At 26.7% G+C, this 17,080-nt stretch carries 15 protein-coding genes; 3 read left to right on the forward strand and 12 right to left on the reverse strand.

Translation table 11 applies throughout. The annotated features are described in order from the left end of the window. Positions 1-70 precede the first annotated feature (70 nt). From CRIB_RS06570 to CRIB_RS06585, 4 genes are all read right to left on the reverse strand, one after another. Positions 71-643 (reverse strand): tyrosine-type recombinase/integrase, encoded by a 573-nt coding sequence (locus CRIB_RS06570; protein ID WP_153971769.1) that lies wholly within the window; start codon positions 641-643, stop codon positions 71-73. Between the two features lie 214 nt (positions 644-857). Continuing rightward, positions 858-2,792, reverse strand: coding sequence for a hypothetical protein (locus CRIB_RS06575; protein WP_180701602.1), 1,935 nt, complete (start codon positions 2,790-2,792; stop codon positions 858-860). A gap of 6 nt (positions 2,793-2,798) precedes the next feature. Next, positions 2,799-4,724, reverse strand: coding sequence for an AAA family ATPase (locus CRIB_RS06580; RefSeq protein WP_180701603.1), 1,926 nt, complete (start codon positions 4,722-4,724; stop codon positions 2,799-2,801). Between the two features lie 244 nt (positions 4,725-4,968). Then, on the reverse strand, positions 4,969-5,553 hold the full coding sequence (locus CRIB_RS06585; RefSeq protein ID WP_180701604.1) for a 3'-5' exonuclease: 585 nt from the start codon (positions 5,551-5,553) through the stop codon (positions 4,969-4,971). A gap of 254 nt (positions 5,554-5,807) precedes the next feature. Between CRIB_RS06585 and CRIB_RS06590 the strand changes: the two genes are divergently transcribed. Both CRIB_RS06590 and CRIB_RS06595 read left to right on the forward strand, forming a co-directional pair. Then, complete coding sequence (locus tag CRIB_RS06590; protein WP_180701605.1) at positions 5,808-6,563, forward strand: ABC transporter ATP-binding protein; 756 nt, start codon at positions 5,808-5,810, stop codon at positions 6,561-6,563. Further along, on the forward strand, positions 6,547-7,353 hold the full coding sequence (locus CRIB_RS06595; RefSeq protein WP_180701606.1) for an ABC transporter permease: 807 nt from the start codon (positions 6,547-6,549) through the stop codon (positions 7,351-7,353). The genes CRIB_RS06590 and CRIB_RS06595 overlap by 17 nt, the downstream gene beginning before the upstream one ends. A 52-nt stretch (positions 7,354-7,405) precedes the next feature. Here the strand turns inward: CRIB_RS06595 and CRIB_RS06600 are convergent, their stop codons facing one another. Then, entirely contained in the window at positions 7,406-7,753 is a 348-nt protein-coding gene (locus tag CRIB_RS06600; protein WP_180701607.1) for a hypothetical protein, read from the reverse strand. 227 nt (positions 7,754-7,980) lie between these two features. Here CRIB_RS06600 and CRIB_RS06605 point away from each other — a divergent pair, with 227 nt between their 5' ends. Beyond that, positions 7,981-8,202 (forward strand): hypothetical protein, encoded by a 222-nt coding sequence (locus tag CRIB_RS06605; RefSeq protein ID WP_180701608.1) that lies wholly within the window; start codon positions 7,981-7,983, stop codon positions 8,200-8,202. Between the two features lie 61 nt (positions 8,203-8,263). Here CRIB_RS06605 and CRIB_RS06610 read toward each other — a convergent pair whose 3' ends face one another. The 7 genes from CRIB_RS06610 to CRIB_RS06640 all read right to left on the reverse strand — a co-directional run bounded on the left by CRIB_RS06610 (position 8,264) and on the right by CRIB_RS06640 (position 17,077). Beyond that, positions 8,264-9,130 carry a kinase gene (locus CRIB_RS06610; RefSeq protein ID WP_180701609.1) on the reverse strand — a complete coding sequence of 289 codons (867 nt, stop codon included), beginning with the start codon at positions 9,128-9,130 and terminating at the stop codon, positions 8,264-8,266. A gap of 140 nt (positions 9,131-9,270) precedes the next feature. Further along, complete coding sequence (locus CRIB_RS06615; RefSeq protein ID WP_180701610.1) at positions 9,271-10,353, reverse strand: SIR2 family protein; 1,083 nt, start codon at positions 10,351-10,353, stop codon at positions 9,271-9,273. Positions 10,354-10,520: 167 nt separating this feature from the next. Further along, positions 10,521-10,661, reverse strand: coding sequence for a DUF4177 domain-containing protein (locus CRIB_RS06620; RefSeq protein ID WP_180701611.1), 141 nt, complete (start codon positions 10,659-10,661; stop codon positions 10,521-10,523). A gap of 233 nt (positions 10,662-10,894) precedes the next feature. Beyond that, positions 10,895-12,793: a glutamine synthetase gene (locus tag CRIB_RS06625; protein ID WP_334293966.1), complete on the reverse strand. Its 1,899-nt coding sequence runs from the start codon at positions 12,791-12,793 to the stop codon at positions 10,895-10,897. A gap of 13 nt (positions 12,794-12,806) precedes the next feature. Next, the gene (gene asnB / locus CRIB_RS06630) at positions 12,807-14,648 is read right to left on the reverse strand and encodes an asparagine synthase (glutamine-hydrolyzing) (RefSeq protein ID WP_180701613.1); all 1,842 of its coding nucleotides are present in this window, start codon (positions 14,646-14,648) and stop codon (positions 12,807-12,809) included. A gap of 164 nt (positions 14,649-14,812) precedes the next feature. Continuing rightward, complete coding sequence (locus tag CRIB_RS06635) at positions 14,813-15,160, reverse strand: DUF4870 domain-containing protein (RefSeq protein WP_180701614.1); 348 nt, start codon at positions 15,158-15,160, stop codon at positions 14,813-14,815. 555 nt (positions 15,161-15,715) lie between these two features. Then, a complete protein-coding gene (locus CRIB_RS06640; protein ID WP_180701615.1) occupies positions 15,716-17,077 on the reverse strand; it encodes an alanine:cation symporter family protein in 1,362 nt (453 codons plus the stop codon). Positions 17,078-17,080: the final 3 nt, after the last annotated feature.

A 17,080-nucleotide genomic window follows, 5' to 3' on the forward strand; every position in this document is an offset into this window, starting at 1 on the left:
ATATAATTTAATTATCGTTGTGCTAGCCCATTATTTTATATTTAACTAGCACAACGAGTTGATTGAATATTTATCCTCTTAAGTTTTTTAATGCCTCTTCAAATTCTTCATCAACAATGTGAGTATAAATCATCGTTGTACTTAAATCTTCATGTCCTAAAGCCTTTTGAACTAATCTTATATTTTTAGTAGATCTTAATAAATCAGATGCAAAAGTATGCCTAAAGGTATGAGGGCTTACATTCTTACTTATCCCTGCTCTTTTTGAATACTTATATACCATTCTTCGAACATTTCTATCGTCTAATTTATTTTTGCTATTAGTAGTAAATACTAAATCACATATGCCTAATTTTTCAGATTGTTTTTCTTTCCACATTCTCAACTCTTCTACCACACTATCAGAAATCCAAAGTATTCTATCCTTCGAACCTTTTCCTTCTAGTACCTTCAATTGACCAGTCATTAAATTAATCTCTTTCCACCTTAGATTAATCAGCTCTGATAATCTCAATCCAGAAGCTAAAAATAATGTAATAATAGTTCGATTTCTAATCGAATTAAAATACCTAACATTAAAAATACTCATTATCTGCTTCTGCTCTTCCTCAGTTAAAATTTCTGGAATTTTCCTTCTTGCCATAAAAATACTCCTTCTAAGTACTTTTACCCTAAAATACATATTATAGGGTATTATGCACCTATATTGTTATTATAGAATTTTCTTATTAATCTATAACTATATAAAAGGGTATTATACACAAAGTTAAATTTTTAATTTCATTTATCACACTTTGCATAAAAAAATAAGCTAAGATATTTTATAAAATATCTTAGCTTATTTTTACTTCTAATGCTTAGTATAAATCGCCTCTATATGACTTACTGCATACAGGACAATGTACATCCCACTCTAACTTACTCTCTTTATGATAATTTCCATTTATATACTTATATAGATTTCTTATATTATTAGGATGCTCTTTTTTATATCTACAAGAATTTCGAACCCAAAATGCACCACACTTATTATCACTACATTCATAATGAGTCTTATATCCTTTATCATCTAATATATTTCCAATATTTCCACACTCTGGACATATATAATCCCATCCCATATAAAAGTGTATAAGCATTTTTGCAAATATACTAATTCCATAACTATTCTTAGGGCTAGATGTAATATACCCACACCTATGAGGTTTTAAATATTCAAAGTTGCTAGTAATATTCTTATCTGGATGAATCAAAAATGCTCCAACTGAATTTTTTGATAATTGTAAGTATCTATATGCAGATATTTTTAAATCATTCTGCAATGTTTCTAATCTTTTACTATATGGTTTATACTTAGCATCTAAGAAAACTTCTCTACATTTATATTTATCAATCATAACTAAGCTCAAATCTGGTCTTTGACCTTCCAAGTTCTTCTCTGATGTTATAATTATAGATTGTCCTTCTTTTCTTCTTATTTCTATACTAAATCCTCGCAAAGTCGAGTACTCATTATAATACTCAATCATTTTTTCAACTAGATTATCTGCTCCTTCATTGAATTTTAATTCATTTATAAAATAATCTAGTACTTTAAATAAAATCCATTTTTCATATAAATCTGGTGATTTTATTAAGTCATGCTTAAATATACTTAATATCTCATTTTTTCTAACTAATTTATTTAAAGTTTCAAAAACATCAAATACTTCTTGGTATAATGGATTGAAATTAAATATATGCGTATCTTCCCATGATTGAGTTACTATATCTTTAAATATTTCTATTTCTATAATATTATTTAACTTTTGTATAAGTTGTTTCCATGTGTTTATTCTATTATTAATGTTTATACCTTTTTCTTTAATATTCTTAATTCTATTATTTGCTTTTTTAGCTATATTAGCATCTCTAGTCTTTAGCTTTTTTATTTCATTAATCTGAAATCTTAAACTTTCATTTATACTTTCTTCATATTTTATTTGATTTTCACATATATCTATTAACTCTTGTAATGCCCCTTTTAAAATCCTATGCTCTTTTAAATCTAAAGTTTTTTTAGATACATCGGTATTAAACATTTCCTTATATGGATACATCTCTTGTTCTATGTACAACTTAGCATTAAACTTTTTTATTTTATCAACTTTTACTCTTTCTCTTACTTCTATTAGTAATTCTTGTGGATTATCATTAATTTCTTCTAAAATATCACATAAGTTATCTATATATATACTAAGTGAATCAAGATTAATTAATACATTACCTGATGTACTTCCGTTATAATCTTTTTGATAATTATCTAATAAATTTTCAGTAATTATTTTTAACTGAGTTTCCATAATATCATATTCTTCTTCAGTAACTAAATCGGGTATAATTTTTATCTCTGGTGTTTCATATTTATTTCCTTTACTATCTTCACCTTTAAACTTTATTACACCACATTGATTTATACCTATAGGATAACTTATAGGTTGATACTTTTTTAATTCTTCACTCCATATATACTGCGGAGTAGAGACCCATATACCTTTTTGCGCCTCTATCAAACTTCTATTATATCCAAATTTTCCAATAGCAGATACCCTTACTAAATCTTTATTGGTTATTATACCTATATTAACATACTTACCATTTATCTTAGTGTACTCTTTACCTATATAGTGATTATCTCTATACTCTAAATTTTTTATTACCTCAACGTCCTTTACTTCACCTTCTATATGTTCTTTATTATCAACTCTAGAACTTAAATTTTTCCAAGATATATCTAACCATACTACTTCCATTATATTTTACCCCCAAAACTGGATAATCCTCTTATTCCTTAACATGTTCGTTGCTTTTTCTTTTGAATATCCATTTGGTAAACTATTTATAAAAGAATTAAAAGCACTTAGCTTCTCTTCATCTAATTTATTAAAATGTATTCTAGGTAATATTTTTGAATATATTATTTGATCATAAATTAAATCTTTATCATATATATGCGTATTTATAAATTGTTCTATATGCTTACGTCCTCTACCATTTAATCGTACATTTGGTATTATATTTAATATTTTTGACTGTTCTATAATTTCATCTGCTAAACTTTTAGCTTCTGCACTTATAACTATATCCTCAGTAATTCCTTGTATAAATTCTTCAGTGTCTATATCTATAATTCCATCTATATAATCATCTTCTAAACTCTTTCTTATTTCATCATAATTTTCTAGATGTTTTAACTCTATTATAAAACTTCTATCTATGACCTTTGGACTTAATGATTTTACTGTTTCATCCATATTTAAAGTTCCTACAAATCTTACATTTTTAGGAATTATAAACTTTGCAGGGTAATATATCACTAATTCAAAGTTATTTCTTGCTATATCTCGTTCCACTTTTTTTAATGTATTTATCTTTTCTTCTATTTTATCTATTCCTTGTTCTATTAAATCTTCTATATTTTCGCCTAAAGATTCTTCTAATTCTCTTTTCGCTTCTTTAAAGGTTCTATATGAATATAAATCTAAACATCTTTCATTTATATTTTTTTCTCTAATACTTAAAAAACTAGAGAAATAGTACTCTATATGAGCTAGGTTCATTTCATCTAAACAAATTATGTGCACTCCATTTGGATCAAGCTTCGCCTCTACTAATGCATCTAAAAAAGGTGTAGATACATATCTCTTTTGTATTGGATTAAAAAATCCTAGTATATCTTGTACATCACTCCAACTTGATTGAACCGCAATATGATGTACTTTAAATTTATTTATTATCTTTCCTAGTTGATTTACTAAGCTAGATTTACCTGTTCCTGATGGCCCAGATAATAATACAAGTTGGTCTACTTTAAGAGCTTTGAAAAAGCTACTGATTACATCATAACTATAAACTAGACCTTCATCTTCATAATGATATAGTAGTTTTTGAATTGTCAATATTATCTCTTCTATATTATCTACCTTAATTAATTCTTTAGAATCATTGTCTAAGCTATGGTCTAATTCTAACTCATATATAAAATATTTTTTTAATTTATTTATTTTTTCTTTTAGTTGATGAATATCTTCATCTAATACCTTTATTTTTCGTTCCCTAATATCTATACTCTTATCTAAGCTTTTACATTTACTTTCCTTTTCTTTGGTTTCTAAAATAATTTCATTTTGTTTATCCTTTAGTTCTTCTATATACTGTAATGTATCTTCTGCTTTTTCGGTGTATATCTCCTCAAATTTTTCATATATAATAGGTATTAATTCTTTATCACTTTCAAATTTTTCTTCCAAATACTTAGCAAATTTATTTCCATATAAATCTTTTATTTCTTGGCTTTTAGGTAGTTTCCTCACTGTTTCTGACTTTACTTTTATAAGTTTATCTAAATACTGCAATGATGTTTCAGGATAGTATTCTCCTACAACTATATCACCTCTATTAAACCCTGAATCTTGTGAGTGAAATACAACTGTTAGCTTTTCTTCATTTAATGGGTTTTTTATATATGTTAATTTATTGCTCGGGTCTAATACATCCATAAAATGTATCCATGATTGTTTTTCTTCATTATATTTTTTACCATTTATTTCACATATTACTTCATCTCCCAATATTCCTTCAGATCGTAGAATTCCTATAAGTTCTTTCACTTGATTAGATGTAATTAAATTATTCTCATAGTCAAACTTTATACTTTCTATTCCAAAAACATGTTCCTCTGTCATTAATAAATCTCCCTTATTTAAAGTAATTTTATCTAAATATCATAGTTTATATATAGATTATACAAAATATATTTTATTTTTACAAAATAATATATTACCGAAAAAAAGTAAGGATAAAATTTTAAATAAATAAAATATATCCTTACTTTTATTAACTCTATTCTTTAATTTGTATTGGTATTTTTAAATTCCAGTCTATATCATTCGTTTTCTATTTTCATACTCTTGTTAAAAATATTTCTAACTACTCTAATAACTCCGACATCTTATCATAACTACTCACAAAAACAGCCTTCTTAGCCCTAGTAGCAGCTACATATAAAAGAGATCTCTCGGCAACAATCCTTTGTTTTCTCACAACATTATCAGAAGCTGAATCAATAAACTGTTTTAAAGGAACAACTCCATCATTAATACCCACTAAAAATACATGATCAAACTCTAAACCTTTAACCCTGTGCATAGTAGCAACTCTTATACACTTATTCTGCCTATCTTCAGCTTCCTTTCTATGTATCTTATAAGTCTTAATCATTCTATCCCTTAAAAATTCTCTGTACATATCCAACTGTCTGTCAGTACGAGCAACTAAGCATATATTATTTAAATCTATACCTTGCTCTTCTAAATCTTTTATACGATTAGCTATGTAATCAACTTCTTCCTCAATATTATTAAAATTAACAACTTCAGGACTTGGTCCATGTACTAGTGATTTGTATCCTTTGTTATCTTCAGTACCCGTGTCTAAGTCGTCAAACTTTATACCATTAAGTAAATTAAATGCCCATGCTCTTGTTTCTTCAGTAGTTCTGTAGTTTATCTTCAATCTATGACTTCTACCTCTTATGTTAATTCCACATTTACCTTATTAGACTATTATTTAGTATAAAATTTATTGTTTTTCTAATAACATATGATAAATCCCATAATTAAAATATATTTCAAAACTACCCCATGAGTAGCGAATCAAGACCCCATATTTTAAGACATTAAAATTTATCTTTTCGTAAAAAATGGTACAAATCCTTCCACAAATTAATACAATAATATATACTAAAAAAACTTCTTGGAGGTGACTATATGAAAGATATGGTCAAAATATCAAACTTAAATCAAACTTTTTATACCAAAGACGGAGAACTTGAAGTTCTAAAAAATATAAACTTTAATCTAACTAAAGGACAAATTCTAACCATTCTTGGACCTAGTGGTTCTGGAAAATCAACTATATTAAATATACTAACTGACCTTTTAAAACCTACTAGCGGTGATGTAGTTATAAATGGTAAGGTTGGATATATGTTTCAAAAGGATCACCTACTAGAGTGGAGAACTATAATGGACAATATAACTATTGGACTTGAAATTCAAAAGAAAAAAACTGATGAATCAATTAAAAGAGTTGAAAGGCTTTTAAAAACTTATGATTTATGGGATTTTAGAAATATGTATCCAAAAGAGCTATCTGGAGGTATGAGACAAAGGGTGGCTCTTATACGTACACTTGCAGTAGACCCTGATATACTTTTACTTGATGAACCATTTTCAGCTCTTGATTATCAGACAAGAATATTAGTTAGTGATGATGTTTATAGAATAATAAAAAATGAAGGTAAGTCTGCAATTCTCGTAACTCACGACATATCAGAAGCCATATCGATGAGTGATAAAATAATAGTATTATCTAGAAGACCAGCTATTGTAAAAAGTGTTCATGAAATAAACCTTGTAACAGAAGGAGAAAAAACACCTCTAAAAACTCGTAAGGTACCACAATTCCAACAATACTTTGACATTCTATGGAAGGAGTTGGATTCTTATGAAATTAAACAATAACTACTCAGAAGGATATGCCAATTACCTTAAAAACATAAAAAGAGAAAAAGTAAAAGTTTTATTAATTCAAATAGCATTACTTGTTGGAATATTAGTACTATGGGAAATCCTTGCAAACGCTGGGATAATACAAACATTCTTATTTAGTAAGCCATCTGATATATATAAACTATTTATAAAGTATATATCAAACGGTGAACTTATGAAACACGTTGGTATATCTGTATATGAAACAGTACTTGGATTAGTAATAGGTACAGTTTTAGGCATACTCGTTGCAATAGCACTTTGGTGGTCTGAAAAATTATCAAAAATATTAGATCCATTCTTAGTTGTATTAAATGCTCTTCCTAAAACTGCTCTAGCTCCTATTATAATTGTTTGGGCTGGTGCTGGAATTCAAGGAATAGTAGTTACCGCAGTTACAATATCAGTTGTCGTTACTATATTATCTGCTTATAACTACTTTATAAATGTAGATGAAGAAAAAATAAAAATGTTAAAAAGCTTTGGCGCAACTAAATCTCAGATATTATTTAAACTTATAATTCCTTCAAATATAGGTAATCTTATAAATCTTACTAAAATAAACATTGGTATGGCATGGGTTGGGGTTATAGTTGGTGAATTCTTAGTATCTCGTTATGGTTTAGGATATTTAATAGTTTATGGTAGTCAAGTATTTAAATTAGACCTTGTAATGATGGGTGTATTTGTATTATCATTTTGTGCTTGGATTATGTATGAAATTTTAAACATAGCTGAAAAACTATATAACTCTAGAAAATAGCATAGAAAAATGAACTCTAATTATTAGAGTTCATTTTTCTATGCTATTTTCTTTATTTTGGAAATACTTCAAATACACCAATAGCTTTACAAAGTAGCTCAGGCGTTAATAAATATTTTTCATGCTCTCCATCTAATACCTTAAATACTTCAAATTTTATTTTTAATATTGTATCATTAAAAGCTATAATTTGACCTATTATATCTACATGATCTCCACAAACTAAAGGTTTTATAAGTTCTAGGTCTTCATATTCCTTTAATACACCTTTATGACCTTCATTTCTTATAAGCAGTTCTTCGGCTATATCATCAAATATTTCTATAATCTTATAAGTACCTATGTATTTATCATGATCTATATCCTTTTCTTTAAGCTTTATTCTCATCGTAGCTTTCATATATATCCCTCCCCTTATTACTTATTGTTAAATATATGCAATTTATTTAAAATATATTATATCTAAAATCTTCTAATATTTTCCGTATTTAAAAACTAAGTTTCGTATGATTTTAGATCGTATAAAATAAATAAGATATATAATAATTTATTTATATAGTCTATAAAATTTTGACTTTTGCATATAATAATTACTGTGGTAAAATATTATATTTTGAGGTGCTATATATGGATTTAAATTTTAAGTCACGTAGAAATAAAAATAAGAATAAATTAATGAAAAAAATTAATTTTTTTCAAGATAAAATTAACTATGACGATATAATGTCTTATGGTGATAATTCATACGAAGATAATTACGATGAAATTATATTAAATGATGATATTTTTATAGACTCTGACGATAAATTTAATGAAGATATTTACAAAGATGATACACTATTTTATTAATAATTTAAAATACATAAATACCCCTATAGTCAATTGACTATAGGGGTATTTATGTTAAAAATTATGCATTTTCAAACATCTGTATAGCATCTATTCTAGTTAAATAGATAGCCTCATTTAAAGATCCTATATATTTAGCATATTTTGCAACCTTATCTTTTATAAATTCTATATCTGTATCATTTTTCAGACAATCATCAATATATTCATCCATTAATTGATTTTTATATGGTTTTAAATCATAACCTAAGTAATCAGCTAATCTTTCTATCTCTCTATTAAAGTCCCCATCTTCTTTTATTAAGTACTCGTAAACATCCATTCTATAAGGATTTAAAGTTATAATCTGCTTTACTACCATAGTACCATCTACTCTATTTATAAATCCATCCTTATAATTATTGAATAAGGCACTTGATTTTTTTATATTATCTTCATCTACTTTTGAAGATACTATTTCTATATCATTTTTTATAAGTGCATCTATTACTGCATTATGTATATTAAAGCAGTCATTATATATATATATTGATAAATTTTCTATTAAAGGCTTAAGAGATGCTTTTGTCATGTAATTACTTTTTTTGCTTTTTGTTTTGGTTTGTTTTATAGTGTTATTAAACATTCTTTGATAATTTAAATACTTTGCACAATAACATTCTTTAAATGTGTTAATGTCTATAGTTATAAGATTATAACCTACTAATGTTTCAACACCTTTTTTTATAGTACTTTCTATATTATCCATTCCCAGTTCTAATGACTTTTCCGATAAGTCTTTTAACGTTAATATATTATCTAAACAATAATTTTTAAAATTATCACGTGCATATTCTGCTTGATTTTTAAATAGTTTCCTTATGCTATTGTAGTTATTCATTTTTTCATCGAATTCTACTATAGCACCATTTATATCAAACGTAACCATCTTTTCTCCCCCTAGTTTCTCCTTAATTTTTCCCCTATATTTATAATTTGATAACAATGCTTATTTTCCTTCTAAATTATGTTCAAAAGTGTAAAAATATCGGTGAAAATACTTTAGATAGCAATTTAGCTACCTTTATTTTATATCTTTATCCCATTTATAAATCTTAAAGGATCCTTTGCAAACTCTTCAAAAGAATTATCTTTAAATATAACTCCTTCTCCTAAGAACCTTTTATATCTATCTTCTTCCTTTCTCTTAAACTCTTCTCTTTTCCCTTTATAACTATTAAATATCATAAATTTTAAAGGAGCTTTTTTTCTACTAGTCTGAACTCTTTTTATCATATACTTTATATGTATATCAGCATCAGAAAAAGAATATCCGCAAAAAATAAGTAAATCACTTTCTCTTAAAGTTTTTTCTACTTCATTCCAAACTGTTGATACAAATACATTAGTCATATTTTTAAAATATGTTGGAGGTATTATAATAGGTATTGTAATTTCATCACATGCTAAACATTTAGCTTCATCTATATTATCTAAAAGTCTCATTATCCCACCTTCATAAGGTGTTATTGTCAAACTGTTACATACTGGACAGTATAACCAATTTAATGACCCATGTATCTTATAAAGTTTAACAGATGGAGGCTGTGGCTTTTTCCAACTGTGTCTAAAATCAAAATTTGTAAAATCAACTCCATAATCAAGCATTATAGGATTATCTTTTTTATATAGCCCTGCTATCGTATTATCTATATGTATATCATAGTTTGCACTTATAAATGTGGTATCTTTTAATAGATTTTCTTTTAATAAGTTATCTATTAATAATTTGTGGTAGTAATTATTAGTTTTCTCATTATTATGAACAGCCTTAGCCATAAGTAATATAAGGTACTGTCTTAAAATACGTATACTATCACTTTTTTTGTGTAAGTTTTCAAGTCCAAAGTTTTTAAATGATTCTCTTCTTTGTTCTGCTAAATCTATAAGACCTAGTACTTCTTCAAATGTTGGAAATGATATTTTATCTATATCATCATTTATTATATCTATATTAAACATATCTTTAAAAAACTTATGTAGTTCTATGTTCATTTCACTTTTATAATCTTTTTGTGTTAAGGATTTAAAATATTCAACAAAAAGTTGACTTTGAATAGGGCAATGTTCTGCTGCTGAAGCTCCTGCACCTAAAAATATTGCTATTTTCATTTTATCCTCCAATTCTTTGTTATTAATATTATTATTTATATTCATATATAATTATATTTTCTCCATTATATATAAAAATTACATAAAAAATATATAATAAAAAAAGTAGGATCTATACTCCTACCATTTTGCTTGTCAATATATTAAAATTACAAAGTAATCTAATTTTATATTTCTCTCTTAAAATAATGCCAAATCCAACATGTACATACTAATTCCCATCCCTGCTGTCCATATTCATTAAGTATTCTTGTTGTTCTTTCTCCATCACCTAAAATAGATACACATTTATACTCATATTTTTTCATATCAACATCCCCAATTTTATTTATCTTATATAACAATTACTACATTTATTATATTATAAAATCCACTAAATGTTCACATTTTTTCAGACTATTCTTGTTACTATTTAAATGTATTTATATTACTTTAATACACAAGTTTTACATAGATTTTAAGGTGTTATAAAATCCTTATAATAATAAAGTACCTTAAAATAACCTATAAAAGTTATTTTAAGGTACTTTATTGTTATATATTAAAAAATATTTTTCTTATATTGAATGTATTCTCTTTGAAGTAATTCCATTTTAGCTTTCATTACTAATTGAAGTTGTGATGCTAGTTCTAATTCATTATTATCTAATGCCTCTATTATTTGACTAAATAAAGACTTTCTTATTAAAGTATCTTTCATTAATTCATGTTTTATATTATCTATATCATTATATACAACCTCATCTAAAGCATCCATCTCATCTATTGTATGCATTTTTTTGCATCCTCTTATTATATCCATATTATCTTGTATAACCCTATTTTTTAACTCCATCATCCATCTTTCTATAGCACCTACTTTAAATGAATTTATAATATCATCAGTAAATACATCATTATCTTTTAATACTTCAACTTTTTCAATATATTTATCTAAATTTAACATATTTTCATAAACTGTAGCTGGTGATTTTCCAAATAATTTTTCTCTTTCATCTTGAGTATAGTATTCAAATACATTTTCTTCATCCCTATATTTTCTATCTTTTTCTAGATAAAAACTAGTTTCACCTGCTTCTTTAGATATTTCTTTTTCTAATTCTTTTGAATCTAAATTACTAACTGCTACTGCTTTTATACCATCTACTGCTGCTTGATAAATACTTGCTAAAACTAAATAAGTATTTGATAATGGATTTGGAGCTCTTAGCTCAAATCTAGTTGCTAATGGATTATCTATATCTCTTATAAGTCCTATTAATACTGATCTATTTCTTGATGGGACTTCATAAGTTTTACCAAGTGAAGTAACTATACATACCGGTGCTTCAAATCCTGGTACTAATCTATTTAAAGCATCATTTGAATCTGTTACAAATGGATTTAATACTTCATAATTTTTAAGTATTCCCATTAATGCTCCATATCCTATTTCACTCATAAAATCACTATTCATACATTTTGGTGAGAATAAATTCTTAACTGTTCCATCCTTTAATTTTGCACTTATTCCTATATGAGTATGTTCTCCACTTCCAGCTACTCTATTAAGTGGCTTAGCTTTAAAAGTTACATCAAGACCAAAACTTTTAAATACTTCTTCAACTATATCTCTTATTACTATCTCATTGTCTGCTGTTTGAATTGCACTTGAATATTTCCAGTCTATTTCTAATTGTTCCATTGCATGATTAGTTTTACCATCTATACTTATTGAACTTGCTATACCGCCAACTTCTTTATGACCCATTTCAGGTTCTACACCTAACTCTTGAAGTATTATAAGAGTTCTTTCTAGAGCACTTCTTATAGTACCTTGAGTTTTTTTCCAGTACTGCTCTTTTAAGCTTTGAGATACATATAATTTATCTAAATCTGCTTTATCTTCTGGTGTACTTACCCAAAATTCTAGCTCTGTTGCTGATGTTATATTTATCTTTTCTATATCATCCACACTATTTATATCTATATTATTTAAAAGATTAGGATATTTTTTTAACAAATCAATCAAAGTATTCTCTAAATTATTTGTTGCTCTTTGTAGTATTCCTCTTGAACATACTTTTTTATCATTGTGTATTAAGAAAGAAGGTATCTTAAGTGTCCCAACAGGTAGGTTAGTTTCATAGTCAGTTAACTCAGTATTATAATCAATATACCAATTTACATCTAAATCAGGAAGTAAATTAACTTTAGCATTATTTAATGTTGCAATTTCATGAAGTTCTACACTTGAACCATCTGTTTGTATTCCTCTATATAAAAAATCATCTATATCTTTTTTAAATAATTCTACAGGTATTTTTTCATCAGTTGCATTTCCACCTAAATCTACCCCCATAAGTGAAACAAATTTTATTTGTTTATTAGTGTTTAGTATTTGAACTATTTTTGCACTATTGTGATCTTCTTTTTTTATTACTCTTAATAATCCCATAATAATCCCTCCCTATTTATATATCTAGTTTTACATTATATTCATTTAACCAAGTTTCTAACTGAATTAAATAAGCTATTACTTGAGGTCCTGTCATAAGTTGACCAAACCAAGGTTTAGTAAAGCTTCTACCTTGAGTATTTATCATATTAATAACAGCTTCTTTATCTACTATTTGAAAAAGCTTAGCATTTGGATTTTGAGCTATATCATTTAACATTTTACACACTGCTTTAGTGTATATTGGATTGTGAGTTTTTGGATACGGACTTTTCTTTCTATCTATTATTTCATCTGGAAGTAGAGTTCTCATAGACTCTCTTAAAAGTCCTTTTTCACGACCATGTAATAATTTCATATCTGCAGGTATATTATAAGCATATTCAACTAGTGTTTTATCTGCATAAGGTACTCTTCCCTCTAAACTATTTGCCATAGTCATTCTATCTTTTCTATTTAATAAAGTTATCATAAACCATTTTAAGTTTAGATAAGTTAACTCTCTCATTCTTTCATCTCTTTTGCTTTCGCCTTTTACTTTTGGAACTTTTTTTATACTATCTTGACACATTTGTTTTGCATATTCTTCTATAGGTAAATCCTTTAAACTTTTCGCTAATATATTTTTTCTATGGTTTAATGAATCTTGCCATGGAAACATTTCTATATTTTCGTAATCTTTAGTATACCAAGGATATCCACCAAATACCTCATCCGCACATTCTCCAGATAAAGCAACTGTAGCATGTTTTCTTACTTCTTTAGAAAATAAATAAAGTGATGAATCTATATCTGCCATTAAAGGTAAATCAGATGCTAATGTAGCTTCTTTTAAATAATTTGCAAGCGTTGTATTATCTAGTATTACATTGTGGTGATTACTTTTAATATAATCAGCCATTTTTACAACCCAATAGGCATCACTATTTGGTTGGAATTCATTAGCTTTAAAATATTTTTCATTATCAGTATAATCTATTGAAAATGTATTTAATTTTTCTTTGCCATCTCTTTCAAAAGCCTTAGCTGCTATATACGATATAAAACTTGAATCAAGCCCACCAGATAAGAAAGTACAAACTGGTACATCACTAACAAGTTGTCTTTCGATTGCATCTACTAGTAATTCTCTTAAATGATTTGTAGTTTGCCCTAAATCTTCTGTGTGTTCTTTTGCTTCTAGCTCCCAATACTGTCTTAATTTTATTCCATTTTCATTGTATGTTAAACAATATGCAGGAGGTACTTCTTTTATATCTTTAAATATTCCTGATCCTAAGCTTCTTTGAGGACTTATAGCCATCATCTCTAAAATACCTTCTTTATCAACAATAGAATCAACATTTGGATGTTTTAATAATGCTTTAATTTCAGATCCAAATATTAATGAATCATCCTTAAATGAATAAAATAAAGGTTTAACCCCTAATGGATCCCTTACTAAAAATAATTCTTTTTTATAATCATCCCATATAGCAAATGCATATATACCATCGATTTTATTTACACAATCTTGACCATACTCTATATATGAAGTTAAAAGTACTTCTGTATCAGAATATGAGTTAAATGTATACCCTTTATCTAATAAATCACGCCTTACAACCTCTGTATTATATAATTCTCCATTATATACTATAGTATATTTTCTATCACCTAAATACTTATCCATAGGCTGAAATCCACCTGTTGGGTCAACTATAGCTAATCTTCTATGTCCAAGTATTGCATTATCATATACTTTTATTCCATATGAATCTGGACCTCTAAATGCTAGAGTATCTCTCATTTCTTCTACTATATTGTAATATGGCTTTATGTCTTTTTTAAGATTAGCCCATCCAACTATTCCACACATATATTCCACTCCTTTATTGATATATGCTATCATATGTTATCTAAAATAATAAAGTGTATACATTAGCCATAAAAATAAAAAAATATATATAGTAAAATTAATTTTATTAAGTTTTTTTTATAAAAAATAAAAAAAGATGAAGTTTTTTCTTCATCTTTTATCAATTACTTTATAAAATTAATTACAAATGCATAATCATAGTCTTTATATTGTCCATACTTTATCATACCAAGTACTGCTAATACAAAGTATGCTATTGAAACTATTGGAGTTAAAATCGCTCCTATTAATACAAATATTGATAATCCTGCTATTATTTCATATATTACAAAAGATATATGAAAATTTAATAGCTTTCTGCCATTTTCTCTTATATAGTCAGATTCTTTACTTAAATCCTTCCATACAAAGTATGATACTATAAATCCAACTAAGTTAAAAACAAGTATAGATCCAGCCATTATTAACATTATCAGGTTTTCTCTTGACATAGAATTTCGGTAGTTATCCATCTAAATTCCTCCAGTTAAAATTCATATAAATATAATACAAATTTGCATTACATGTTATTATATTATATTTGTATAAATAATGCTACAGAATTAATAAGAAAGAAATGATATAAAACTTCATCTCTTTTATTTATATTAACGAGGTTAATTGTTATTATAATTTTCTATTATATTTTTCACCTTAGGTACTACATGACTTCCTGCTGTTTTACCATTTAAATCTTCTATAATCATTGATATAGGTATTTGAATTTTTACTTAAAAATTTTCCAATTATTATCCCATTCCAATATTTTATTCTAACTATTAGACTCTAAAGTTTCATAAAAGGTTTTAAATATTTTTATTTTTTTATTGTAATGTTTTTATATAAAATATTTTACAATAAATACCAATATTTATATAATGATTATGAATTTCTTTAAACAAAAAAAGAACTAAGTTTCACTGATAAATAGTTAAACTTAGTTCTTTTTATTTATTATTGTACTTTTGCTAGTTCTTCAACTACAGTATTATTTTGATTGCTTTTTTATACTTAATAGTTATTGATAATTAAGCAGATTTAACTTCTTCGTTTATATCTTTAACTTCACCATTTTTAATAGCTTTGTTAGCTTGGTAAGCAAATACGCTTAATGCTATTAAGTTTATACCTGAACATACGAATAATAATAAGTCAACTGCTTCAAATACAACGTTAGCTCCAAATATAGCTAATGTTCCTGCTGATATTATTAAAGTCATGTATATTACTATGTTCTTGTTTACAGCATTGCTTTTGAATAGTTTTCTTAAGTAGTAGTATGAACCTAATATAGTAGTCATAGCTGATAAAACTGTGAATAATGCCATAACTGCTAATCCAAATGTTCCAGTAACACTAGATGCTGTGTTAAAGAATGAAGATAATCTATAAACAGCGTCATTTGGAGCACCGTAATTTATTATACCAGCGTCTATTCCGTAACTAGCTATGTAAGAAGTTATGAATATAGCTATGAATAAAGTCATTATACTTGGTATTAATGATATAGTACCAGCTTCTCTTGGTTCAGAATCAGATTGTTGAGCAGACATCGCTAAACATCCTAATCCACTTTCTACTGTTTGTAATACTTTTTGCATACCTAAAACAAATCCTATAGGTATACCCATACCAGCATTAACAGGATTCATCATACCTTTTAATAATCCAGAGAAGTATACTGGTATATGGTTTGCAGTTTTTACTATAAATATAGTAGCGAATATTAAGTAAGCAGCTAAAGCTGTTCCTATCATGTAAGTCATAGCGTTCATGAATATATCATCTTTCTTAGATAATACAACAAGAGCAACTATTAATACTACAGGTATTACTATAAACATGTATCTTTGAACTAATGAAAGTTCAACACCCATAAATTGAGAAGCTACTATTGTAAATACAGAATCTATTCCACTGAATTGGAATCCACCAAATCCGAAAACAACTAATGCAACTATTGATATTGCATAGAAGAATCCTAATTTTGGACTTATTAATTTAGAGATATACTCTCTTGGTCCTTGCTTCATTATTTTTGAGTTTACTGTTTCGCAGTAAGATACAGGTATCATTACTAAAGCACCTATCATAGCCCAAGCAACGATAGCTTCTATATTGTGTTGTCCTGCTCCATATAATTTTGAGATTGCGCCAAGCACACCTACGATAGCTCCTGTTCCAACCATAGCTCCTAGAGATATAGATGCAGGTCCTATCATATTTTTAAATTTCATTTTTGATGGTTTAGTCATTTTAGGGTGTATCTTAGTGATACTTGTAAAAGCCATATAAGCACCTAAAACTAACATAAACGGTACGAACACAGGCCATATAACTTCTGAAACTTTAGTTATCATGTGTTCTAATTGTGTTAAGAAATTAGCCATCAA

It is taken from the genome of Romboutsia ilealis (assembly GCF_900015215.1).
Lineage (GTDB): Bacteria > Bacillota > Clostridia > Peptostreptococcales > Peptostreptococcaceae > Romboutsia > Romboutsia ilealis.